Origin of the sequence: Pseudomonas maumuensis (genome assembly GCF_019139675.1) — a bacterium.
GTDB lineage: Bacteria > Pseudomonadota > Gammaproteobacteria > Pseudomonadales > Pseudomonadaceae > Aquipseudomonas > Aquipseudomonas maumuensis.
Window position 1 is genome coordinate 1,195,936 of record NZ_CP077077.1, and the last position, 23,040, is coordinate 1,218,975.

The following is a 23,040-nucleotide window of genomic DNA, read 5'->3' on the forward strand; positions in this document are numbered from 1 at the left end:
ATCGTCTAGAACAATGCATAACAAGAAAAGAGGACGCAAAGGGATGGAACATCGCAATCGCATCAAGACCCTGGGATCGCTCGCCTTGCTGGCGCTGGTCGGCAGCAGCGGGGCCCAGGCCGCCGAGGCTTTCTCGTCGGAATCGAAATGGATGACCGGCGACTGGGGCGGCACCCGCACCGAGCTGCTGGAGAAGGGCTACGACTTCACCCTCGACTACGTTGGCGAAGTGGCCGGCAACCTGCACGGTGGCTACAACGACGACAAGACCGCGCGCTACAGCGACCAGTTCGCCCTCGGTGCGCACCTGGATCTGGAGAAGATCTTCGGCTGGAAGGACACCGAGTTCAAGCTGGCGATCACCGAGCGCAGCGGTCGTAACCTGTCCAACGACCGCATCAGCGACCCGCGTGCCGGGCAGTTCAGCTCGGTGCAGGAGGTCTGGGGGCGCGGCCAGACCTGGCGCCTGACGCAGATGTGGGTCAAGCAGAAGTACTTCGACGGCGCGCTGGACGTGAAAGTCGGCCGCTTCGGCGAGGGCGAGGACTTCAACAGTTTCCCCTGCGACTTCCAGAACCTGGCCTTCTGCGGCTCGCAGGTGGGCAACTGGGTCGGCGGCATCTGGTACAACTGGCCGGTCAGCCAGTGGGCGCTGCGGGTCAAGTACAACATCACCCCGGAATTCTTCGTCCAGGTCGGCGCCTATGAACAGAACCCGTCGAACCTGGAGACCGGCAACGGCTTCAAGCTCAGCGGCAGCGGCACCAAGGGCGCGATTCTGCCAGTGGAAGCGGTGTGGTCGCCGAAGGTCAACGGCCTGCCGGGCGAGTATCGGCTGGGCTACTACTACAGCACCGCCAAGGCCGACGACGTCTACGACGACATCAACGGCAACCCGCAGGCGCTGACCGGCGCGGCGTTCAAGTCGCACTCCAGCAAGCACGGCTGGTGGGTGGTAGCCCAGCAGCAGGTCACCGCCCATGCCGGCGACGTCAACCGCGGCCTGAGCCTGTTCGCCAACTTCACCGTGCATGACAAGGCCACCAACGTGGTCGACAACTACCAGCAGGTCGGCCTGGTCTACAAAGGCGCCTTCGATGCCCGGCCCAAGGACGACATCGGCTTCGGCATCGCCCGCATCCACGTCAATGACGATGTGAAGAAGCGCGCCGAGCTGCTCAATGCCCAGTCCGGCATCAACGACTACGACAACCCGGGCTTTGCGCCGCTGCAGCGCACCGAGTACAACGCCGAGCTCTACTACGGCTTCCACGTCACCAACTGGCTGACCGTGCGCCCGAACCTGCAGTACATCAAGAGCCCGGGCGGTGTGGACGAAGTGGACAACGCGCTGGTCGCGGGGTTGAAGATTCAGTCGTCATTCTGAGAAAAATTGTTGTAAATTTACGCCATCCATCTCGACCTCCCGCTAACCACTGGCCAGCAGTGGTTAGCGGGCACGGGTCGAGACAGCGCTATCTCGAACAACAAAAGAGCTTGGAACCATGCCCGAACATCCGCTACATCGCTTCTTTACCTCGCAACGGCCGAGGCCGACCTTCGAGTGGGAGCGTTACCAGCAGCGCGATGTGCTGATCATCGACCACCCTCGTTGCCAGGCGGTGTTCAGCCGCCAGGGCGGGCAGCTCCTGCACTTTCAACCCGCCGGTGAAAAGCCCTGGTTGTGGTGCGCCGAGCAGTGGCCGCAGGTGGGGGCCATTCGTGGCGGTGTGCCGGTGTGCTGGCCCTGGTATGGCCGCCATCCCAGCGAGGACCTGTGGCCGGCCCATGGCTGGGCGCGCCTGCTGGACTGGAAGCTGGTGGACAGCCGCGAGGACGAGGAAGGGGTGACCCTGAAATGGCGCCTGGACCTGTGCGACTGGCAGGTCGACCTGCATGCCCGGCTTGGGGCGAGCATGGAGCTGAGCCTGAGCACCGAGCACCAGGACAGCGAACCGTGCCAGCTGAGCCATGCGCTGCTGGCCTACTGGCGGATCAGCGACGTGTCGAAGATAGCGCTATCCGGGCTGGAGGACATCGACGGCTACGATCGCCTCAATCGCCAGGCCTGCCGTGAAGACGGCGCGCTGACCCTCAAGGGCGGTTGCCAGCGGGTCTATCCCGGCACGCCGCGGGTGCAGCTGCAGGACCCGGCCTGGCAGCGCGAACTGTGCATCGATACCGGCGACAGTGACGACACCGTGGTCTGGCACCCTGGCAATCGGCCGTTGATGGGCGTGAGCGGGCGCGAGTGCCAAGGCTTCGTCTGCGTGGAAGCGGCCAGCGGCAGTGGCGAGGGCCTGAGCCTGGCGCCGGGCGAGCGGGCGCACCTGCGTTTGCAGGCGCACCGGCTCAGTTGAGGTCGTCGTCCTCGATCGGGTAGCGGCTGGCGTTGAGGCTTTCCTTGATCTTGCGCAGGTGTGGCTGGAAGTCCACGCCACGGCGCAGGGTCATGCCGGTGGCGAGCACGTCAAGCACGGTGAGCTGGATGATCCGCGAAGTCATCGGCATGTAGATGTCGGTATCTTCCGGCAGCGGGATATGCAGGCTGAGGCTGCAGGCCTGGGCCAGGGGCGAGCCGGCGGCGGTGAGGCCAAGCACCGAGGCGCCGTTTTCCCGGGCCAGGCGTGCCACCTCGACCAGCTCGCGGGTACGCCCTGTGTAGGAAATGATCACGAACAGGTCGCCGGTGTGGGCCACCGAAGCCAGCATGCGCTGCATCAGCACATCGGCGTGGGCCGACACGGCGAGGTTGAAACGGAAGAACTTGTGCTGCGCATCGAGGGCCACCGGGGCCGAGGCGCCGAGGCCGAAGAAGTGGATCTGCCGGGCCTGGATCATCATGTCCACGGCGCGGCTGACCTGCTGCGGGTCGAGCGCCTGGCAGGCGCTGTCGAGCGAGGCAATGGCGCTGCCGAAGATCTTCTGGGTGTAAGCGGCCGGATCGTCGTCGGCCTCCACCGCGCGGCTGACATAGGCGGCGCCGCTGGCCAGGCTTTGCGCCAGTTGCAGCTTGAGTTCGGGGTAGCCGCTGACGCCGAACGAGCGGCAGAAGCGGTTGACCGTCGGTTCGCTGACACTGGCCGCCTGGGCCAGGGCGGCGATGCTGAAGCGGGTGGCTTGTTGCGGGTTGAGCAGGATGACTTCGGCGACCTTGCGTTCGGCCTTGTTCAGCTCGTCGAGGCGGCCCTGGATCTGTTCCAGGAGGTTTCGCACGCGGTCCATGGTGTGTCCTTGGGTCGGGAAGCAGGCTTTTTGCGCTGGTGTGTATCCTACTGTCGGTAAGATTGTCACACCACTTGTCTGTAATGGCTGTATTGGATGTTGTGGTTTTTACTACATTAACCCTTGAAAAGCAGGGTTGAAACCGGTATTCCTAGTCCAACATTTATAAAAGAACCAACATCATGGCCGCGATCAGTGTCGAACCCTGCACCTTCGCCCTCTTTGGCGCCCTAGGCGACCTGGCATTGCGCAAGCTGTTCCCCGCGCTCTACCAGCTCGACCGCGCCGACCTCCTGCACCCCGACACCCGTCTGCTGGCCCTGGCCCGCGAGCCGGGCAGCGTGCAGGAACACCTGAACAACATCGAAGCCCATCTGCGCCGCCACGTACCGGAGGCCGAGATCGATGCCGCCTCCCTGGGGCGCTTCCTGGCGCGCCTGAGCTACCTGCACCTGGACTTCGTCGAGCCCGAGGGCTACCAGGCCTTGGCCGAACAGGCACCGAGCGGGCAGCCGCTGATCGCCTACTTCGCCACGGCGGCGGCGGTCTACGGCGCGATCTGCGAGAACCTCGACAAGGCCGGCCTGGCGTCGCGTACCCGGGTGGTGCTGGAAAAGCCCATCGGCCACGACCTGGAGTCGTCGCGCCGGGTCAACGACGCCGTGGCGCGGTTCTTCCCCGAGAGCCGGGTCTACCGTATCGACCATTACCTGGGCAAGGAGACGGTGCAGAACCTGATCGCCCTGCGCTTCGCCAACAGCCTGTTCGAAACCCAGTGGAACCAGAATTCCATCTCCCATGTGGAGATCACCGTCGCGGAGAAAGTCGGCATCGAGGGCCGCTGGGGCTACTTCGACAAGGCCGGCCAGCTGCGCGACATGATCCAGAACCACCTGTTGCAGTTGCTTTGCCTGATCGCCATGGACCCGCCCAGTGACCTCTCGGCCGACAGTATCCGCGACGAGAAGGTCAAGGTGCTCAAGGCCCTGGCACCGATCACCGGCGAGGGGCTGAGCACCCATGTGGTGCGTGGCCAGTACATCGCCGGTTTCAGTGACGGCAAGCCAGTGCCGGGTTACCTCGAAGAGGACAACGCCAACGCCCAGAGCGACACCGAGACCTTCGTCGCCCTGCGCGCCGATATCCGCAACTGGCGCTGGTCGGGTGTGCCGTTCTACCTGCGCACCGGCAAGCGCATGCCGCAGAAGCTGTCGCAGATCGTCATCCACTTCAAGGAAACCCCGCACTACATCTTTGCCCCGGAACAGCGTTTGCAGATCGGCAACAAGCTGATCATTCGTCTGCAGCCGGACGAGGGTATTTCGCTGCGGGTGATGACCAAGGAGCAGGGCCTGGACAAGGGCATGCAACTGCGCAGCGGCCCGCTGCAGCTGAATTTCTCCGACACCTGGCGCAGCGCGCGGATCCCGGATGCCTACGAGCGGTTGTTGCTGGAAGTGATGCGCGGCAACCAGAACCTGTTCGTGCGCAAGGACGAGATCGAATACGCCTGGAAATGGTGCGACCAACTGATCGCTGGCTGGAAGCACACCGGTGACGCGCCCAAGCCCTATGCGGCCGGTTCCTGGGGGCCGATGAGCTCGATTGCATTGATTACACGTGATGGGAGGGCCTGGTATGGCGATATCTGAACTGCAACTGCCGGCGACCGTGAAGGTTCATCAGCTGGCCGATCCGAAAACCCTGGCGGCGACTCAGGCCCATGATGTGGCCGAGCGCTTGCGCCAGGCGATCGCCAGCAAGGGGCAGGCCTGCCTGGTGCTGTCCGGCGGGCGTAGCCCGGTGCCGTTTCTCGAGAAGCTGGCCGGCGAGGCGCTGGATTGGTCCAAGGTCACCGTGAGCCTGGCCGACGAGCGCTGGGTGCCGGTGGCGCACGACGACAGCAATGCCGGCCTGCTGGCTCGCCATCTGTTCAAGGGGCCGGCGGCCAAGGCCCGTTTCATTGGGCTCTACCAACCCGCCGCGACCCTCGAAGCCGCTGCCGAGCAGGCCGACCAGGTGCTGGCCGACCTGCCACCGATCGATGTGCTGGTGCTGGGCATGGGCGACGATGGCCATACGGCCTCGCTGTTCCCGGCCAGCCCCAACCTGCGCCAGGGCCTGGCCAAGGTCGGTGAGCGTCGCTGCCTGCCGATGCTGGCGCCCAGCGTGCCGCACCAGCGCCTGAGCATGACCCGCGCACTGCTGGCCACTGCCGGCCTGACCCTGTTGTCGGTACAGGGCGCGGGCAAGCTCGCCACCCTGCGCACCGCGCTGGCGGCCGAAGACCCAACCGAAATGCCGATTCGCGCCTTTCTTCACGACCCCCTGGACATCTACTGGTGCCCATGAGCCAAGGATCCATTGTCATGACCACCCTCGAACGCCCACAGCCTTTGCTCTCGATGGCCGACAAAGCCGCGCGGATCGACGCGATCTGCAACAAGGCGCGCATCCTGCCGGTGATCACCATCGCCCGTGAGGAAGACATCCTGCCCCTGGCCGATGCCCTGGCCGCCGGCGGCATCCGCACCCTGGAAGTGACCCTGCGCTCGCAGCACGGCCTGAAGGCCATCCAAGTGCTGCGCGAGCAGCGCCCGGAGCTGTGCGTCGGCGCTGGCACCGTGCTCGACCGCGGCATGTTCGCGGCGGTCGAGGCGGCGGGCGCGCAGTTCGTCGTCACCCCGGGCATCACCCAGGACATTCTCGAAGCGGGCGTAAACAGTGATATTCCGCTGTTGCCGGGTATCAGCACGCCGTCGGAAATCATGATGGGCTACGCCCTGGGCTACCGTCGCTTCAAGCTGTTCCCGGCCGAGATCAGTGGCGGCGTGGCGGCGATCAAGGCGTTCGGCGGCCCGTTCGGCGACATCCGCTTCTGCCCCACTGGCGGGGTCAACCCGGCCAACGTGCGCAACTACATGGCCCTGCCCAATGTGATGTGCGTGGGCGGCACCTGGATGCTCGACAGCAGCTGGATCAAGAACGGCGACTGGGCGCGGATCGAGGCGTGCAGCGCCGAGGCGATGGCGTTGCTGGACTGACAGATTTCGTTGTGTGCTACACGGCTTGTGGGGCGCTTGGTCGGCGCCCCTTTTTTTCGCCTGTGGGTTTTGGATTGTTTGTACCGGCCTCATCGCGGATGAATCCGCTCCTGCACGGTCCCTGTAGGAGCGGATTCATCCGCGATGAGGCCGGTACAGACAAAAAAAAGCCCGCATCCAAGATGCGGGCCTTGATCATCACATCGCGACTTACGCCGCCTTGGCCTGCTGCTGGCTCAGCGAGCGGTTCAGCGCGCTGAACAGCGCCTTGAAGCTGGCGGTGGTGATGTTCTCGTCGATGCCCACGCCATGCACCGGACGCCCGCCGGCCACACGCAGTTCGATGTAGGCCGCCGCCTTGGCGTTGGTACCGGCACCGATGGCGTGCTCGTTGTAGTCCATGATTTCCACATTGACCGGCAAGCCGGCGACCAGCGCTTCCAGGGCGCCATTGCCCTTGCCGTGCCAGTGCAGGGTGGTCTCGCCTTCACCGGAGACTTCCACCTGCACGTGGCTGCTGCCGTTCTCTTCCTGCAGGCGGTGGCTGACCAGGGCATACGGTGCGTTGGCCTGGAGGTATTCCTTCTGCAGCAGCTTGTAGATCTGCTCGGCGGTCATTTCCAGGCCGAGACGGTCGGTCTCGCCCTGTACCACCTGGCTGAACTCGATCTGCATGCGGCGCGGCAGGCTGATGCCATACTCCTGCTCGAGCAGGTAGGTGATGCCGCCCTTGCCCGACTGGCTGTTGACGCGGATCACCGCCTCGTAGCTGCGGCCGATGTCGGCCGGGTCGATCGGCAGGTACGGCACTTCCCACAGCTCGCCGTCCTGCTGCTTGGCGAAGCCCTTGCGGATGGCGTCCTGGTGCGAGCCGGAGAACGCGGTGTGTACCAAGTCGCCGACATAGGGGTGACGTGGATGCACCGGCAATTGGTTGCACTCCTCGACGACCTTGCGCACGCCGTCGATATCGGAGAAGTCCAGCTGTGGGTCGATGCCCTGGGTGTAGAGGTTCAGCGCCAGGGTCACCAGGTCGACGTTGCCGGTGCGCTCGCCGTTGCCGAACAAGCAGCCTTCGGCACGGTCGGCGCCGGCCATCAGGCCCAGCTCGGTGGCGGCGATGCCCGTGCCACGGTCGTTGTGGGTGTGCAGGCTGATGATCACGCTGTCACGGCGGTTGACGTTACGGCAGAACCACTCGATCTGGTCGGCGTAGACGTTCGGCGTGGCGACTTCGACAGTGGCCGGCAGGTTGAGGATGACCTTGTGCTCGGGGGTCGGGTTCCACACCTCGATCACCGCGTCGCACACCTCTTTGGCGAACTCCAGTTCGGTGGCGCTGAAGGTTTCGGGCGAGTACTGGAAGGTCCACTGAGTGTTTGGCTGCTGGGCTGCGTACTTGACGAACAGCTTGGCGGCGTTGACCGCGATGTCCTTCACGCCCTGCTTGTCCTGGTTGAAAACGATGCGGCGGAACGACGGGCAGGTGGCGTTGTACAGGTGGACGATGGCCTTCTTGGCGCCGCGCAGGGATTCGAAGGTACGCGCGATCAGGTCTTCACGGGCCTGGGTGAGCACCTGGATGGTGGTGTCGTCCGGGATGTGGCCGTCTTCGATCAGGGTGCGCACGAAGTCGAAGTCGGTCTGCGATGCGGACGGGAACGACGCTTCGATTTCCTTCACGCCTACTTGCACCAGGGTCTTCCAGAAACGCAGCTTCTTCTCGGCATCCATCGGCTCGATCAGCGACTGGTTGCCATCACGCAGGTCGGAACTGCACCAGATCGGCGCCTGGGTGATGGTCTTCGACGGCCAGGTACGGTCGGGCAGGTCGATGGTCGGGAAAGCGCGGTACTTCTTCGATGGATCTTTGAGCATGGTCATGGAAGCAATCCTTTTATGTGCGGCCGTGATCGGGCCTGCCGAACGTGTACGAGATGAAAAGGCGAGGCGACGCGATTCACCCTGGTAGTCGGGCGCTGACCAGGCAGAGGCTGCGGTGTTGTTGGAGGAGGGTGCTGAAGATGTTCATGTGCTCAACCCTAACCAGTGGTTTGGGGGATGGCAAGCATCGCTCGAAAATTGAGAGAAATGCTTAAAAAGCGCTTTTGTGCGAGATTTTATGGCTGGCTACGTTATTTTTATTGGTTTTACTTGCGTGTGTTTTTTGGATGGCGCAAGCATTGCGTGCCTGCGCTTTCATCGAGGGCCTAAGCGCGGGGCAAGCCCGCTCCCACAGGGCTTTCCCATTGGCAGCAGGAACGGTTTCAGGGCTGGAACGCGCCGATGAAGATCGCCGGATCCACCCGCGCATCGTTCAGGCTGACGTTCCAGTGCATGTGCGGCCCGGTGGCGCGGCCCGTCGAGCCCACGCGACCGACCACTTCGCCACGGCGCAGCGCCTGGCCCGGCTTCACGTCGATCTTCGACATGTGGCAGAACATGCTGATGAAGCCTTGCCCATGGTCGACGAACACCGTGCGGCCATTGAAGAAGTAGTCGCCCACCAGGATCACCTTGCCATTGGCCGGGGTCTTGATCGGCGTGCCGGCGGGCACGGCGAAGTCCAGGCCGGCATGGGGGTTGCGTTCCTCGCCATTGAAGAAGCGGCGTACGCCGAACTTGCTCGACAGCGGGCCGTTGACCGGCTTGTCGAGGATCAGGTTGCTCGGAAGCACAGGGCTGAAACTGCGGTAGGCCTTTATCTGCTCGGCCAGTTCGCGGTCGATGCGCTTGAGGTCCTGCGGTTCAGGGTTGACCTGGCGCTTGTTCTTCAAGGTGATGTGCTGCTCGGGGTACTTCTTGCTGCCGACACTGAAAGGAATGCTGCGCCCACCCTGGGTCAGCACGGCGCTGCCGGGTTTTTGCGTCAGCGGAATGCCGACGATGGCCAGCCAGTTGTCCTGCTCCCTGACCACCAATACCGGTTTGCCATCGAAGCGCGCGGTCGGGGCGTTGGCGCCCGGGCCCAGGTCGACCACCGCCACGCCGCCGGGCACGGGCTTGTTGAGGGCGCGGGTGATGTAGCTGGCGTGGGCGGCCGTGACCGGCAGCAGCAGGGCGAGGGCAAGCAGGGGCGCGAACAGGCGTGGCATGTGTCAGTCCAGTAGCGAGAGGGTGACCGGGGTCTGGTGGTTGTCCTCGACCCGCACCTTGAGCTCGCCTTCGTTGAGGCGGGCGGTCAGGCGTTGGCCGTTGTGGGTTTGCGCGGCGCTGCGGATGGCCTGGCCGCGCTCATCCAGGAGGATGCTGTAGCCGCGGGCGAGGGTGGCCAGCGGGCTGACCACCTGCAGGGTCTGCAGCTGTGCCTGGAAGCGCTGGCGGCGGTCCTTGAGCACGTCGCGCATGGCCCGCGGCAGGCGCTCGGCGAGGCTGTCCAGGCGCTGCTTGAGCAGTTTCAGGCTGCGTCCCGGATGTTGCGCGGCCAGGCGCGTGTCGAGGCGGCCGAGGCGTTGCTGGCGCTGGTTCATGTCGAGCATGAAGGCGCGGCGCAGACGCATGTCCAGGTCGTCCAGGCGCTGGGCCTGCTGGCGCAGGCGCTCGCCGGGGTGACGCAGGCGTCGGGCCAGCCCGTCCAGGCGCAGGCGGTCGTGGGCCAGGCGGTTCTGCATGCGCAGCAGCAGGCGCCGTTGCAGGCTGTCGAGGCGCTGCTGCAGGCCGCTGCTGTCGGGGGCGAGCAGCTCGGCGGCGGCGGACGGCGTGGGGGCGCGCACATCGGCGACGAAGTCGCTGATCGACACGTCGGTCTCATGGCCCACGGCGCTGACGATGGGCGTGACGCAGGCGGCCACGGCGCGGGCCACGGCCTCTTCGTTGAAGCACCAGAGGTCTTCCAGCGAGCCGCCGCCACGGGCCAGGATCAGCGCGTCGAAGCCTTGCCGGTCGGCCATCTGCAGGGCGCGGACGATCTGGTTGATCGCCTCGCGGCCCTGCACCGCGGTGGGGATCAGGTTCAGCTCGACCTGCGGCGCACGGCGGCCGAACACACTGATGATGTCGCGGATCACCGCGCCGGTGGGCGAGGTGATGATGCCGATGCGTTGCGGGTGCGCTGGCAGCGGCTTCTTGCGTTCGGTGCTGAACAGCCCCTCGGCGCCGAGCTTTTCCTTCAGCGCCTCGAACGCCAGGCGCAGGGCACCGTCGCCGGCCGGCTCGACCGTATCGAGGATCAGTTGGTAGTCGCCACGCCCTTCGAACAGCGAGACCTTGCCGCGCACCCGTACCGCCAGGCCGTCACGCAGGGCCTGGCGGACCCGGGCGGCGTTCTGCCGGAACAGCGCGCAGCGGATCTGCGCGCCGCTGTCCTTGAGGGTGAAGTACATATGGCCGGAGGCCGGGCGGGCGAGGTTGGAAATCTCGCCTTCCACCCAGACGCTGCGGAACACGTCCTCGAGCAGCACACGGGCGCGGCCGTTGAGCTGGCTGACGGTGAGGACCTCGCGGTCCAGGCCGAGTCGTTCGAAAGGGTCTCTTATCATGGGGGCATGATAAGGGGGAGTGGGGGGGGATGCCAGGGTTGGGATTGTTGCGAGCGGCAGGGGCGTGAGGCGGGCAGCGCATGGCGGGAGGTCGCATCACGGCATACAGGTGCATGGCGACAGGTTTGCAGCGCTCTTGAGATCGAGCGCCGCCCGCGCGGCGCATCGCTGGCAAGCCAGCTCCCACATTTGTTTCGGGCCAATCACTCCTGTGAGGGTGCCGCTGTCCGCCTTGGTGCATGTCTCAAGTCGGGCGAGGCGCCATTGGCGCCCACTCCAATACCGAGTCGAACCAACAAGGCGTACAGTGATGACCTTTCAGGAGTAACTGGCCCGAAACAAATGTGGGAGCTGGCTTGCCAGCGATGCGCCGCGCGGGCGGCGCTCGATCTCAAAGGCGCCATAACCCTCAAGGCCTGCACCTGTTCGCCTCACCGCATTTCCACGACAAACACCCCCACGGACGACCCCAGGACCCAGCATGACGCTAGCCCAACTCTCCCTCACCCCCTTCGACTGGCTCCCCATCCTCCTCGCGATCTCTGTCGCCTACATCGTCTTCGGCATCGCCGGTTTCGGCACCGCGCTGGTCGCCGGCCCCGTGCTGATCCATTTCATGCCGTTGTCACGGATCATTCCGCTGCTGGTGCTGCTGGATTTCGTCGCCGCCTTCGGCAACCTGCTACCGTCGCGGCGCGATGTGGTACGTGGCGAATTGCTGCGCCTGCTGCCGTTCATGGCCGTGGGCTGCACTCTGGGCGTGGTGTTCCTGCTGCGGCTCAAGTCCGATGTGTTGCTGTTGCTGATGGGCATTTTCGTGACCGCCTATGCGGTCTATGGCCTGGCGGTCAAGGTACGCCCGGCTAGCCTGTCGGGCGCCTGGGCGGTGCCCATGGGCATGGTGGGCGGATTGTTCGGCGCCTTGTTCGGTAGTGGTGGATTCCTCTACGCGATCTACCTCAGTGCCCGCCTGGAGGCCAAGGAACAGGTGCGTGCGACCCAGGTCGCGCTGATCAGCTGCAGCACGGTGGTGCGCCTGTCGCTGTTCCTGATCGCCGGGGTGTATGCCGATACCAGCTTGCTGCTGCTCGCCGCCTGCCTGCTGCCGGTGATGTTCGTCGGCACCTGGCTGGGGCGACGGCTGACCTTGAAACTGTCCCGCGAGGCCTTCATCCGCCTGGTCACCTGGTTGGTCCTGGCCAGCGGCCTGGCGCTTATCGGCCGCTACCTGAGCGCCTGAGCAGGCGCTAGAATTGCGCCATTACCGCAGTCCGCAGGCCCGCCCCACCCATGAATACCCAGAGCATCATCGTCCCCAAACTGTCCACCGTGCCCGTCCATGAGGCCCGCGCCCGCGCCATCCTGCGCTGGCTGGTGCGCGAAAAAATCGTCGAGGAACAGTTGAGCACCTGCGGGCGCACCGGCAACCGCATGGGCCATGCCTTGGCGGAGGGGGCGCGCAAGGTTGCCCTGCATCCGGAGAAACTGCCCTTTGGCGAGCAGGTCAACGGTCTTGAAGTGATGCTCAAGCGCTGCATCTACACCCCAACCGACGGTTTTCTCGAAGAAGCCGGTTGCCCGGAGTGCCGGCGTGAGGTCGGCGAGCCGCTGTTCGAGAGCCTGGAGGAGTGGATGCCGGGGGTGAGTGACAACTTCACCTGCCCGCTGTGCGGCTTCGAAGACGACATCAACGGCTTTCTCTATTTGCAGCCGTGTGCCTTTTCCAACCTGGGGTTCATCTTCAATAACTGGGGCGAGGCCGGGTTTACCCAGGCCTTCCTCGACAGCTTCGCCGACTGGCTGGACCAGCCGGTGGCGGTGGTGCAGGTAAAACTGCCGCAAGGCTGACCGAAGGCCCTTATTTTGCATTGAGCGGCGCGCCATGGATGGGTATAATGGCGCGCTTCCATTTTTCCCTCCCGGGAGCCCCCGCGATGCTGCGTATCAGCCAAGAAGCCCTGACCTTCGACGATATCCTCCTTGTACCTGGCTACTCCGAGGTACTGCCCAATGAAGTCAGTCTCAAGACCCGTTTGACTCGTGGCATCGAGCTGAACATTCCCCTGGTCTCCGCCGCCATGGATACCGTGACCGAAGCGCGCCTGGCCATCGCCATGGCCCAGGAAGGCGGCATCGGCATCATCCACAAGAACATGACCATCGAGCAGCAGGCCGGCGAAGTACGCAAGGTCAAGAAGTTCGAGGCTGGCGTGGTCAAGGACCCGATCACCATCGACGCCGACGCCACCGTACGCGACCTGTTCGACCTGACCCGCCTGAACAACATCTCCGGTGTTCCGGTGCTGGAAAACGGTGACCTGGTCGGCATCGTCACCTCCCGCGACGTGCGCTTCGAAACCCGCCTGGACGCCAAGGTCCGCGACGTGATGACCCCCAAAGAGCGTCTGGTCACCGTCCGCGAAGGCGCCGACAAGAACGAAGTCCGCGAGCTGCTGCACAAGCACCGCCTGGAAAAAGTCCTGATCGTCGACGACAAGTTCGCCCTCAAGGGCATGATGACCGTCAAGGACATCGAGAAGGCCAAGGCCTACCCGCTGGCCAGCAAGGACGACCAGGGTCGCCTGCGCGTCGGCGCCGCGGTCGGCACCGGCAAGGACACCGGCGAGCGCGTTGCCGCCCTGGTAGCCGCCGGCGTTGACGTGGTTGTCGTCGACACCGCCCACGGTCACTCCAAAGGCGTGATCGACCGCGTTCGCTGGGTCAAAGAGACCTACCCGCAAGTGCAGGTGATCGGCGGCAACATCGCCACTGGCGCTGCCGCCAAGGCCCTGGCCGAAGCCGGTGCCGACGCGGTCAAGGTCGGTATCGGCCCAGGCTCGATCTGCACCACCCGTATCGTCGCCGGTGTCGGCGTGCCGCAGATCAGCGCCATCGCCAACGTCGCCGCCGCACTGGAAGGCACTGGCGTGCCACTGATCGCCGACGGCGGCATCCGTTTCTCGGGTGACCTGTCCAAGGCCATCGTCGCCGGTGCTTCCTGCGTGATGATGGGTTCGATGTTCGCCGGTACTGAAGAAGCGCCGGGCGAAGTCGAACTGTTCCAGGGTCGCTCCTACAAAGCCTACCGCGGCATGGGCTCGCTGGGTGCCATGGCACAGGCGCAAGGCTCGTCCGACCGTTACTTCCAGGACTCCTCGGCCGGTGCCGAGAAGCTGGTGCCGGAAGGTATCGAAGGCCGCGTGCCGTACAAAGGCGCCCTGGCCGCGATCATCCACCAGCTGATGGGCGGCCTGCGTTCGTCCATGGGCTACACCGGCAGCGCGACCATCGAAGAGATGCGTACCAAGCCGGAGTTCGTGCGCATCACCGGTGCCGGCATGGCCGAGTCCCACGTGCATGACGTGCAGATCACCAAAGAAGCCCCTAACTACCGCGTAGGCTGAGGCTTCCAGCAATTACCGAACGGGGCTGTCATACACAGCCCCGCGTCGTTTCCGATTTCCACTGACGAGATTGAGTCATGGCCCTCGACATTCACGCTCACCGTATCCTGATCCTCGATTTCGGTTCCCAGTACACCCAGCTGATCGCCCGCCGCGTGCGCGAGATCGGTGTGTATTGCGAGCTGCACCCGTTCGACATGGACGATGAAGCGATCCGCGAATTCAACCCGCGCGGCATTATCCTGGCCGGTGGCCCCGAGTCGGTCCACGAAGCCAACAGCCCGCGCGCGCCGCAGGCCGTGTTCGACCTGAAGGTCCCGGTGCTGGGCATCTGCTACGGCATGCAGACCATGGCCGAGCAGATGGGCGGCAAGGTCGAAGGTTCCGACCTGCGCGAGTTCGGTTACGCCCGCGTCGACGTGGTCGGCAAGAGCCGCCTGCTCGACGGCATTGAAGACCACGTCGACGATGACGGCGTGCTGGGCCTGGACGTGTGGATGAGCCACGGCGACAAGGTCACCCAGATGCCAGGCAACTTCAGCGTGCTGGCCAGCACCCCGAGCTGCCCGATCGCCGGCATGTACGACGATGCCCTGGGCTACTACGGCGTGCAGTTCCACCCGGAAGTGACCCACACCAAGCAAGGCGGTCGCATTCTGTCGCGCTTCGTCCAGGACATCTGCGGCTGTGAAGCCCTGTGGACCGCCTCGAACATCGTCGAGGATGCCATCGCCCAGGTACGTGCTCAGGTCGGTTCGGCCAACGTCCTGCTGGGCCTGTCCGGCGGCGTCGACAGCTCGGTTGTTGCCGCGCTGCTGCACCGCGCCATCGGCGACCAGCTGACCTGCGTGTTCGTCGACAACGGCCTGCTGCGCCTGCACGAAGGCGACCAGGTGATGGCCATGTTCAAGGAGAACATGGGCGTCAAGGTGATCCGCGCCGATGCCGAGAAGCAGTTCCTCGACAACCTGGAAGGCGAAGCGGACCCTGAGAAGAAGCGCAAGATCATCGGCCGCACCTTCATCGACGTGTTCGATGCCGAGGCCAGCAAGCTGGAGAACATCCAGTTCCTCGCCCAGGGCACCATCTACCCCGACGTGATCGAGTCGGCCGGCGCCAAGAGCGGCAAGGCCCACGTGATCAAGTCGCACCACAACGTCGGCGGCCTGCCGGAGGAAATGAACCTCAAGCTGGTCGAGCCACTGCGTGAGCTGTTCAAGGACGAAGTGCGCAAGATCGGCCTGGAGCTGGGCCTGCCGTACGACATGGTCTACCGCCACCCGTTCCCGGGCCCGGGCCTGGGTGTGCGCATCCTCGGTGAAGTGAAGAAGGAATACGCCGACATCCTGCGTCGTGCCGACCACATCTTCATCGAAGAACTGCGCAAGGCCGACTGGTACCACAAGACCAGCCAGGCCTTCGTGGTGTTCCAGCCGGTCAAGTCGGTCGGCGTCGTCGGCGACGGCCGTCGCTACGCCTGGGTCGTGGCCCTGCGTGCCGTCGAGACCGTGGACTTCATGACCGCGCGTTGGGCGCACCTGCCGTACGAGCTGCTGGAAACCGTCAGCGGTCGTATCATCAACGAAATCGACGGTATCTCCCGCGTCACCTACGACGTGTCGAGCAAGCCGCCGGCCACTATCGAGTGGGAATGAGTTGAGCCACAAGGGCGCCGTAAGGCGCCCTTGTTGTATCCGGTAAGGATTCGCCAGGTTCAGTTGGGGACTGGGCGCAGGCCGTGCAATTTAAGGCGGGTGTGCAAGTCGGTCAGGTCTGGCAGGTGGCGCTTGTTGATCCACGGCCAATCGGAGCGTTCGATGTAGATGAAGCTTCCCTCCTGATGGATGGGGGTGCGGCGCAGTGTGTTGTCACGGCCGCGATTGACCAGTACTGACTGGCCATCGCTGGTTTCAATCGAATAGTCCCCAGGGGTGCGTAGGCGCTGTTCCAAACTGCGAAGCGCAGGTGGCTTGAGCGGTGTGTTAGGGCTCGGGGGCGGCTCGTTACTAACGGCGGCTCTAAGGCGCAGGTCGCTTTTAAGGGTCACGGTGCCTGCTTTCTTGTCAGTTACTTCCATGCCGGGGTCTAGATCGATGGTATCTGGTTGTCCCACCGGTACATCCTCGCAGCGCAGCGTCAATGCGCCTTCAAGGTCTCCGACCCCTGCAATGCCCAGGAAATAGTCGCTGTGGCTATTACCCACGAGTGCGACCCAGCGGTTTGCGCCACGCAGCGTCTGGTCCGCCTCGATCACCGTATGGGCATAGAAATTCATCATCTTCTGCCGGATCGGCCCTTTCGGACGCTCTAGCCACGCTTGCTGATAGCTGGCCATGCAGTCGATCGACTGGATCCTGATGCCGTTCTTCTGCGCTGCCTGCATGACCCGGCGGAAGGTGTAACGTTTCAAAGGGTCGGTAAGGTGACCGTAATCCTGATTGGTCACATATTGGTCCAGCGCTTCTGGCATGCGCCCGGTTTGGTTGAATGTGTCCAGGTCCGCTTGCTGGAAGTCGGTCATGTAATGCTCCATATACAGAACCTGGACTTTTTGCTTGCGCAGTAGCTCCGCATTGTCGATCAGGAAGCGTTTGCTGGCGATCCCGTGGTGGGACTCGCCTAAGACAAGGCCGTCGGCGTTCTCGAACACTTTCTGGATCAATTCCTTTGGGCTGGCTGAAGCGGTCAGTTCGGGGACTTGCGGGCGTTCCGGCAGGGTGGGCGTCTTGAAGAACTCCGTTGCGTCGGCAGCTAACTGGTCGCGGCGTGTCCGGAACTCTTGGCAGGCGCTTTCCCGCATAGGGTTAAAAGGGTCGTAGCTCCGACCAGAGAGCAAACCGTCGCTGGCCCCTTCAAGGTTGGGGCGTATGGCTTGCGGAATTTCATATGGCGAGGCGGGCAACGGGGCCAAGGGTTTCCCTTCGGCGGAACGCCCCCAGATCTTCAACCAACCCGGCGCGCCACCATGGCCTTTCGGGCGCGGTGCCAGTTGCCATTGGCCTTCAGCGTCCAGGCGGATGATATGGCAGCCGTAGAAGGAGTAGGGGTTCTCCGGGTCGATCACGACCCAGCTTTGCAACTCTTGAACGAAGCGTACCTGATAGGGAAGTGAGTCTATCTGTACGTAGAACTTGCCGTTCTGCAGGTAGACGCCCGCAGATTTGCCGGTGCCCGGTTCGCCGGTGAGGATCACGTTGGATTCGAAGGGCTCCAGCATTTGAGTCGCTTCACTGGGCCAGAATGGTTTCGGTACCCAGTTTTGCATGTGTTCCTCGGGTGATTGTTCAGGCACTGTCGCTTCATCAGGCGTCACAGTTTCCCCCGTCCCTTCTTGCGCAGGCGGTGATTGTGGATCAAGGGTTGCCGGTTCCGATGCTGCACCGGCCTCGGCGAGTGCCTTGCCGGGGGAGTCGAGCAGGAATGTGGCGTTGAACAGGGTCGTGATCGCTGCCACGATGGCGCCAATGATGGCTTGTTTGCGCTCTGCGGTGGTTCGGGCATGTACTGCCTGGTCGATGTTCAGGCCGGTTTCGGCGAGTCCGGCACCGACGGTGACGAGTGCTATGGGCCAGTCCAGCGCGGCCAAAGGTCCGAACACCTGATTGAAGGCGCCCAGGTAGCCGAGCCAAAGTTGCTTGCGCAGTTCGGCATTGCTGTGCAATGCGTGATCGGCGTCATCCAGCATGCGTTGATGGGTTTTGTCGCGCAGCCAGGTGAAAGGGTCGGCGGTGACGGTCTGGTCCAAGACGTTCAGGCCGGCGAAGTCTTGTTTGCCCCATTGTTGATACAGCAGGTCGGTGAGATGGTCCAGGCCGACCAAGTCATTGCGTTCACCTCGGTCTTTCAAGGCGAAGTGGCTGCTGAAGCGCGTGCGGTTTTCATCGTAGTTGTTGTTGATCAGCACCCACCAGAAGAGCTCGGTGGTGTCGGCGAACAGGTGCAGCGCCGTCACGGCTCCTGGTGTGTAGAGCAGTTGTCGGCCATCACTCATGACGATGCGCAGGATGTCGGTGGCGACATAGCCGCCGATATCGAACGTGCAAAAGCGCATGCCTTCCGGGGTGGACACCTCCTCCTGCAGCTGCGCCACGGTTGGTGGCCAGATTGCTCCACCCAGTAGTGCGTCGGCGATCTCGCCGCAGCACTTGGCCAGTGCGCTGTCAGGGGTTTGATGGCGCACTTCCAGGACCTTGCTCAGGAAATTGGCCTTGGCCAGCGTGCGAAAAGCGTCGGAATGAGAGCCCCAGAAGCTGTGGATACGGGCTTTGAAATCGCTGCAGAAGTCGATCTCCCAGAAGTAGTTCAATACCTCTTGCGGGCTCAGTGCGACCTCGTTGTGGGCATCGTAGCTATCCGCGCCGGGCCCTTCCTGGTAGAAGCCGCTGAGGTAGCCGAGCAGGTCGGCGTTGTCGGCATCCTGGGCATTGAAGCGTTGCATGACCAATTGCGGCAACGTCATGGACTGAACCGGCTGCTGGTTATGCGCCCAGCCGGTGAAGGTTGCGGCGCTGTGCGCAGTGGCGAATCGGTGTAGGTAAACGTTGTCGGGATCAAGTTTGTAGAGCCTGTGCTTGTGCAGGATCTCCAGGGCGACTTCGCGCGCACGCTGGCGCATGTCCGGGCAGGTCTGCACCAGATCCCTGGCAAGTTGTTGCAGGGTCTGCTGATCGTCCAGCGGTATCATCGACATATGGCTCATGGTCTTGCTCCTTGTATGAAAGGCGCCAGCATAAGCAGCGAAAGTCATCGCAACGTCTCAGATATGTACAACCTGGTTTGTCATCATCCGTGCTGTGACATCACTTCACTTAATCTTTCCCATTTGCAGGTGTATCGTATTCGCCCTTCATCGCCAGCCGCTGCTGGCAGGTTGATTGTTCCGATTACGAGGTACCCGCACCGATGTCCTTTACCCGTCGACAAATGCTCAAGGGCCTGACCGGCCTGATGGTGGTAGGCCTGGGCGCCGGGGGCGCGGCGCGCTACTGGCTGGGCAAGGTCGAAGACGACAACGCCGGGCACGATTACGAGCTGATCGCCGCACCGCTGGACGTCGAGTTGGTGCCGGGCTTCAAGACCGAGGCTTGGGCCTTCGGCCCGTCAGCGCCGGGCACCGAGTTGCGGGTGCGCCAAGGTACGTGGTTGCGGGTGCGCTTCATCAACCACTTGCCGGTGGAAACCACCATCCACTGGCATGGCATCCGCCTGCCGCTGGAAATGGACGGCGTGCCCTACGTGTCGCAATTGCCGGTCAAGCCCGGCGAGTATTTCGACTACAAGTTCCGTGTGCCGGATGCCGGCAGCTACTGGTATCACCCGCATGTGAGCAGCTCCGAGGAGCTGGGGCGCGGCCTGGTCGGCCCGCTGATCGTCGAAGAGCGCGAACCGACCGGTTTCAAGCACGAACGCACGCTGAGCCTGAAGAACTGGCATGTGGACGAGCAGGGCGCCTGGCTGCCGTTCAGCATTCCGCGCGAGGCGGCGCGCAACGGCACGGCGGGGCGGCTGATCACCATCAACGGCCAGGCCGAGTCGGTCACCGAGCTGCCAGCCGGGCAGGTGGTGCGGGTGCGTCTGTTGAACCTGGACAACACCTGGACCTATCGCTTGAACCTCAAGGGCAACTGCGAAGCGATGATCTACGCCCTCGATGGCAACCCGATCACCCCGCGCCCGCTGGACGAGGAATACTGGCTTGGCCCGGGCATGCGCATCTGCCTGGCAATCCGTGTTCCCGAAGCGGGCGAGGAGGTCTCGCTGCGAGACGGTTTCGTGCGCCTGGGCACCTTGCGCTCGGTGGCCAGCAGCGACGCTCCCGGCGACTGGCCCAAGGCCCTGCCGCCGAACCCGGTTGCCGAACCGGACCTGGAGAATGCCGAGAAGCTCAACTTCAATTTCGAATGGGTCGGCAAGGTTTCGGTGAATACCGAGAACGGCAAGCCGCCGAGCCTGTGGCAGATCAACGGCCAGGCCTGGGACATCACCGACAAGACCTGCGCCGACCGGCCCATCGCCACGCTGCAGAAGGGCAAGAGCTATATCCTCGAGCTGAAGAACATGACCCAGTACCAGCACCCGATCCACCTGCATGGCATGAGTTTCAAGGTGATCGCCTCCAATCGGCGCAAGATCGTCGAGCCGTGGTTCACTGACACTTACCTGCTGGGCAAGAACGAACGGGCGCAGGTGGCGCTGGTGGCGGATAACCCGGGCACCTGGATGTTCCACTGCCATGTCATCGACCACATGGAAACCGGCCTGATGGCCGCGATCGCGGTGGTCTGATGCGCCCGCAGATCGTCGATCGCAGCCGCGATCAGGAATTCATGCGCCTGGCCCTGGAACTTGCGGCCCAGGGCGCGGCCCTGGGCGAGGTGCCGGTGGGCGCGGTGCTGGTGCAGCACGGCCAGGTACTCGGCCATGGCTTCAACCGGCCGATCCTCGACAGCGACCCCAGCGCCCACGCCGAGATGGTGGCGATCCGCGCTGCGGCCAAGTCCGCCAGCAACTACCGCCTGCCGGGCAGCACCCTGTACGTGACGCTGGAGCCGTGCAGCATGTGCGCGGGGCTGATCGTCCATTCGCGGGTGGCGCGGGTGGTGTATGGGGCGTTGGAACCCAAGGCGGGGATCGTGCAGAGCCAGGGGCAGTTCTTCACCCAGGGCTTTCTCAACCATCGGGTGATGTATGAGGGGGGAGTGCTGGCCGAGGAGTGCGGCGCGATCCTCAGCGAGTTTTTCAAGGCTCGGCGGGCCAAGGGCTAACCTGCGCCGGCCTCATCGCTGGCAAGCCAGCTCCCACAGGATGGCGCTTGGCTTTGGAAGCAGGGCTTTCAAGGTGTTCGGCGTTAGAGTGGCAGCGCCTGTAAGATCGAGCGCCGCCCGCGCGGCGCATCGCGGATGAATCCGCTCCTACATTCGTTGCAACGTACCGAACCTGTCAGGCCATGGTTGCCAGCCTTGGCGCAGGGCGCAAGACAGGTGGGGCGCCGGCAATGCCCACCGAAAAATCGCGTCGAGCGCACAAGGCTCACAACCATGGCCTATCAGGCATGGCCACGTTGCAACAAATGTAGGAGCGGATTCATCCGCGATGCGCCGCGCGGGCGGCGCTCGATCTGATAGGCCCTGCAAGGGTTAAGACGAACACTTGGTAGCCCTGATGCGGTCAATACCCCAAGCGCCAAAAGACCTTGAAAGGGATGGGCTTTAGAAGGGCGATTGAGGGAGCTGGCTTGCCGGTGAAGTGGCCTTGAAGACTCACATCGGCGCCGCTTGCTCCGCTGGCTTGTCCTTGTTCACCGCAGGCACATGCAGGTTGCCCTCGGCCACCTGGCCTTCGAGCTGCGGCTGCGTGACCCAGGTGAGGATGTCGTAGTAGCGGCGGATGTTGGCGACGAAATGCACCGGCTCGCCGCCCCGGGCATAACCGTACTTGGTCTTGCTGTACCACTGCTTCTGCGACAGGCGCGGCAGCATCTTCTTCACGTCCAGCCACTTGTTCGGGTTCAGGCCTTCGCGCCTGGCCAGGGTGCGGGCGTCTTCCAGATGGCCACTGCCGACGTTGTAGGCGGCCAGGGCGAACCAGGTGCGGTCCGGCTCCTTGATGCTGTCGTCGAGCTGGTCCTTGACCAGCATGAAGTACTTGGCGCCGCCCTGGATACTCTGCCGGGGATCCAGGCGGTTGGACACGCCCATGGCCTGGGCGGTGCGCTGGGTCAGCATCATCAGGCCGCGCACGCCGGTCTTGGAGGTGACTTCCGGCTGCCACATCGATTCCTGGTAGCCGATCGCGGCCAGCAGCCGCCAGTCCACCTGTTCGACCTTGGAGCTGGTCTTGAAGTGTTTCTCGTACTTGGGCAGGCGTTGCTGCAGGTGCTGGGCGAAGGTGTAGGCACCGACGTAGCCCAGCACATCGACATGGCCGTAGTAACGGTCCTTCAGGCGTTGAAGCGTGCCGTTCTTCTGCGACTTGTCGAGAAACTCGTTGATCTCATTGAGCAGGCTGTTGTCTTCGCCGGCGGCCACCGCCCAGCGCTGGTCTCGGGTGTCGCCCAGGTCGAAGGCCACGCGCACATTGGGGAAGTAGACCTGGTTCATGGCCAGCTCGTTGGAGTCGACCAGGGTCAGGTCGATCTGGCCTTCGTCGACCATGCGCAGCAGGTCGACCACTTCGACGGCGTCGGACTCTTCGTATTCCAGCCCCGGATTCTGTTTTTTCAGCTCGGCGAGCTGGTCGGCGTGGCTGCTGCCCTTGAGCACCATGATCTTCTTGCCCACCAGCCCCTTGGCATTGGTCGGGCGCGAGCGGCCGTTGCGGTAGATGACCTGCGGGGTCACCTCGAGATACGGGTGGGAGAACTTCGCCTGGCTGGCGCGGCGCTCGCTGCTGACCAGGCCGGCGGCGGCCAGTACCGGGCCGGAGGGCTTGCCCAGTTGGTCGAACAATTGGTCGAGGTTGTCGGCGGTCTCGATCTCGAGCTTCACCCCCAGGTCGTCGGCGAAGCGCTTGACCAGTTCGTACTCGAAACCGGTTTCGCCGTTGCGGTCCTGGAAGTAGGTGGCCGGGCTGTTGCGGGTAATCACGCGCAATACGCCATCCTCCTTGACGCGCTCGAGGGTGCTGGGTTTTTCAACGCAGGCACCGAGCATCAGGAAGAGTCCGGTTGCGAAGAGCCATTTGGCGCAACGCTGGCGCAAAGCAGTGTGGGCGAACATAGGGTGCAGTATACGCAAAGGACTGCCGGTGCCATATCTCGACAATAGATGGCTTGTCTGGTAGCAGGCCGCGTGCCTGGCGTGGCGCAAGGGGTGATTTTTTGACCCTCGGGTCCGGTTCCACCGCCCGGCAGCATTGGCTTAGAGCGGGTGCCGAAAGCCTGCGAATTAG

At 63.7% G+C, this 23,040-nt stretch carries 17 protein-coding genes; 11 read left to right on the forward strand and 6 right to left on the reverse strand.

Annotated elements, in window-relative coordinates; all coding sequences use genetic code 11:
• Window positions 1-13: 13 nt before the first annotated feature.
• Window positions 14-1,387 (forward strand): carbohydrate porin, encoded by a 1,374-nt coding sequence (locus tag KSS90_RS05575; protein WP_437180057.1) that lies wholly within the window; start codon window positions 14-16, stop codon window positions 1,385-1,387.
• Window positions 1,388-1,505: 118 nt separating this feature from the next.
• Window positions 1,506-2,360, forward strand: coding sequence for a D-hexose-6-phosphate mutarotase (locus KSS90_RS05580; protein ID WP_046854323.1), 855 nt, complete (start codon window positions 1,506-1,508; stop codon window positions 2,358-2,360).
• Here KSS90_RS05580 and hexR read toward each other — a convergent pair.
• Window positions 2,353-3,216 carry a DNA-binding transcriptional regulator HexR gene (hexR, locus tag KSS90_RS05585; RefSeq protein WP_172670918.1) on the reverse strand — a complete coding sequence of 288 codons (864 nt, stop codon included), beginning with the start codon at window positions 3,214-3,216 and terminating at the stop codon, window positions 2,353-2,355. The genes KSS90_RS05580 and hexR overlap by 8 nt on opposite strands.
• 191 nt (window positions 3,217-3,407) lie before the next feature.
• On the opposite strand from hexR, the gene zwf reads away from it, so the two are divergent.
• From zwf to KSS90_RS05600, 3 genes are read left to right on the forward strand one after another with little or no spacing between them, the layout of a single operon-like run.
• Window positions 3,408-4,877, forward strand: coding sequence for a glucose-6-phosphate dehydrogenase (zwf, locus tag KSS90_RS05590; protein WP_217868525.1), 1,470 nt, complete (start codon window positions 3,408-3,410; stop codon window positions 4,875-4,877).
• Window positions 4,864-5,577 carry a 6-phosphogluconolactonase gene (gene pgl, locus KSS90_RS05595; protein WP_217868526.1) on the forward strand — a complete coding sequence of 238 codons (714 nt, stop codon included), beginning with the start codon at window positions 4,864-4,866 and terminating at the stop codon, window positions 5,575-5,577. The genes zwf and pgl overlap by 14 nt, the downstream gene beginning before the upstream one ends.
• Window positions 5,578-5,594: 17 nt before the next feature.
• Window positions 5,595-6,269: a bifunctional 4-hydroxy-2-oxoglutarate aldolase/2-dehydro-3-deoxy-phosphogluconate aldolase gene (locus KSS90_RS05600; protein ID WP_217868527.1), complete on the forward strand. Its 675-nt coding sequence runs from the start codon at window positions 5,595-5,597 to the stop codon at window positions 6,267-6,269.
• Window positions 6,270-6,479: 210 nt separating this feature from the next.
• On the opposite strand, the gene leuA is transcribed toward KSS90_RS05600, so the two are convergent.
• From leuA to xseA, 3 genes are all read right to left on the reverse strand, one after another.
• Entirely contained in the window at window positions 6,480-8,153 is a 1,674-nt protein-coding gene (leuA, locus tag KSS90_RS05605; protein ID WP_217868528.1) for a 2-isopropylmalate synthase, read from the reverse strand.
• Between the two features lie 383 nt (window positions 8,154-8,536).
• A complete protein-coding gene (locus tag KSS90_RS05610; protein WP_217868529.1) occupies window positions 8,537-9,364 on the reverse strand; it encodes a peptidoglycan DD-metalloendopeptidase family protein in 828 nt (275 codons plus the stop codon).
• Window positions 9,365-9,367: 3 nt separating this feature from the next.
• The gene (xseA, locus tag KSS90_RS05615; RefSeq protein WP_217868530.1) at window positions 9,368-10,747 is read right to left on the reverse strand and encodes an exodeoxyribonuclease VII large subunit; all 1,380 of its coding nucleotides are present in this window, start codon (window positions 10,745-10,747) and stop codon (window positions 9,368-9,370) included.
• Between the two features lie 481 nt (window positions 10,748-11,228).
• Between xseA and KSS90_RS05620 the strand changes: the two genes are divergently transcribed.
• The 4 genes from KSS90_RS05620 (at window position 11,229) to guaA (ending at window position 15,806) form a co-directional block, all read left to right on the forward strand.
• Window positions 11,229-11,987 (forward strand): sulfite exporter TauE/SafE family protein, encoded by a 759-nt coding sequence (locus KSS90_RS05620; protein ID WP_217868531.1) that lies wholly within the window; start codon window positions 11,229-11,231, stop codon window positions 11,985-11,987.
• A 50-nt stretch (window positions 11,988-12,037) separates the two neighbouring features.
• Window positions 12,038-12,595, forward strand: coding sequence for a hypothetical protein (locus KSS90_RS05625; protein ID WP_023628476.1), 558 nt, complete (start codon window positions 12,038-12,040; stop codon window positions 12,593-12,595).
• Window positions 12,596-12,681: 86 nt separating this feature from the next.
• Window positions 12,682-14,151 carry an IMP dehydrogenase gene (gene guaB, locus KSS90_RS05630; protein WP_023628475.1) on the forward strand — a complete coding sequence of 490 codons (1,470 nt, stop codon included), beginning with the start codon at window positions 12,682-12,684 and terminating at the stop codon, window positions 14,149-14,151.
• A gap of 77 nt (window positions 14,152-14,228) precedes the next feature.
• Entirely contained in the window at window positions 14,229-15,806 is a 1,578-nt protein-coding gene (gene guaA, locus KSS90_RS05635) for a glutamine-hydrolyzing GMP synthase (RefSeq protein ID WP_011535447.1), read from the forward strand.
• Window positions 15,807-15,865: 59 nt separating this feature from the next.
• Here the strand turns inward: guaA and KSS90_RS05640 are convergent, their stop codons facing one another.
• A complete protein-coding gene (locus tag KSS90_RS05640) occupies window positions 15,866-18,850 on the reverse strand; it encodes a membrane-targeted effector domain-containing toxin (protein ID WP_225933137.1) in 2,985 nt (994 codons plus the stop codon).
• 203 nt (window positions 18,851-19,053) lie between these two features.
• Here KSS90_RS05640 and KSS90_RS05645 point away from each other — a divergent pair, with 203 nt between their 5' ends.
• Complete coding sequence (locus tag KSS90_RS05645) at window positions 19,054-20,436, forward strand: multicopper oxidase family protein (protein WP_217868532.1); 1,383 nt, start codon at window positions 19,054-19,056, stop codon at window positions 20,434-20,436.
• Window positions 20,436-20,915 carry a tRNA adenosine(34) deaminase TadA gene (gene tadA, locus KSS90_RS05650; RefSeq protein WP_217868533.1) on the forward strand — a complete coding sequence of 160 codons (480 nt, stop codon included), beginning with the start codon at window positions 20,436-20,438 and terminating at the stop codon, window positions 20,913-20,915. The genes KSS90_RS05645 and tadA overlap by 1 nt, the downstream gene beginning before the upstream one ends.
• A 495-nt stretch (window positions 20,916-21,410) precedes the next feature.
• Here the strand turns inward: tadA and mltF are convergent, their stop codons facing one another.
• Window positions 21,411-22,868: a membrane-bound lytic murein transglycosylase MltF gene (mltF, locus tag KSS90_RS05655; RefSeq protein ID WP_110699821.1), complete on the reverse strand. Its 1,458-nt coding sequence runs from the start codon at window positions 22,866-22,868 to the stop codon at window positions 21,411-21,413.
• Window positions 22,869-23,040 lie beyond the last annotated feature (172 nt).

Coding starts and splice junctions, on each gene's coding strand:
- pgl (WP_217868526.1), top strand. CDS start 4,864: ATGGCGATATCTGAACTGCAACTGCCGGCGACCGTGAAGGTTCATCAG.
- KSS90_RS05640 (WP_225933137.1), bottom strand. CDS start 18,850: ATGAGCCATATGTCGATGATACCGCTGGACGATCAGCAGACCCTGCAA.
- zwf (WP_217868525.1), top strand. CDS start 3,408: ATGGCCGCGATCAGTGTCGAACCCTGCACCTTCGCCCTCTTTGGCGCC.
- guaB (WP_023628475.1), top strand. CDS start 12,682: ATGCTGCGTATCAGCCAAGAAGCCCTGACCTTCGACGATATCCTCCTT.
- KSS90_RS05600 (WP_217868527.1), top strand. CDS start 5,595: ATGACCACCCTCGAACGCCCACAGCCTTTGCTCTCGATGGCCGACAAA.
- KSS90_RS05610 (WP_217868529.1), bottom strand. CDS start 9,364: ATGCCACGCCTGTTCGCGCCCCTGCTTGCCCTCGCCCTGCTGCTGCCG.
- xseA (WP_217868530.1), bottom strand. CDS start 10,747: ATGATAAGAGACCCTTTCGAACGACTCGGCCTGGACCGCGAGGTCCTC.
- KSS90_RS05625 (WP_023628476.1), top strand. CDS start 12,038: ATGAATACCCAGAGCATCATCGTCCCCAAACTGTCCACCGTGCCCGTC.
- KSS90_RS05620 (WP_217868531.1), top strand. CDS start 11,229: ATGACGCTAGCCCAACTCTCCCTCACCCCCTTCGACTGGCTCCCCATC.
- tadA (WP_217868533.1), top strand. CDS start 20,436: ATGCGCCCGCAGATCGTCGATCGCAGCCGCGATCAGGAATTCATGCGC.
- KSS90_RS05645 (WP_217868532.1), top strand. CDS start 19,054: ATGTCCTTTACCCGTCGACAAATGCTCAAGGGCCTGACCGGCCTGATG.
- KSS90_RS05580 (WP_046854323.1), top strand. CDS start 1,506: ATGCCCGAACATCCGCTACATCGCTTCTTTACCTCGCAACGGCCGAGG.
- leuA (WP_217868528.1), bottom strand. CDS start 8,153: ATGACCATGCTCAAAGATCCATCGAAGAAGTACCGCGCTTTCCCGACC.
- guaA (WP_011535447.1), top strand. CDS start 14,229: ATGGCCCTCGACATTCACGCTCACCGTATCCTGATCCTCGATTTCGGT.
- mltF (WP_110699821.1), bottom strand. CDS start 22,868: ATGTTCGCCCACACTGCTTTGCGCCAGCGTTGCGCCAAATGGCTCTTC.
- KSS90_RS05575 (WP_437180057.1), top strand. CDS start 14: ATGCATAACAAGAAAAGAGGACGCAAAGGGATGGAACATCGCAATCGC.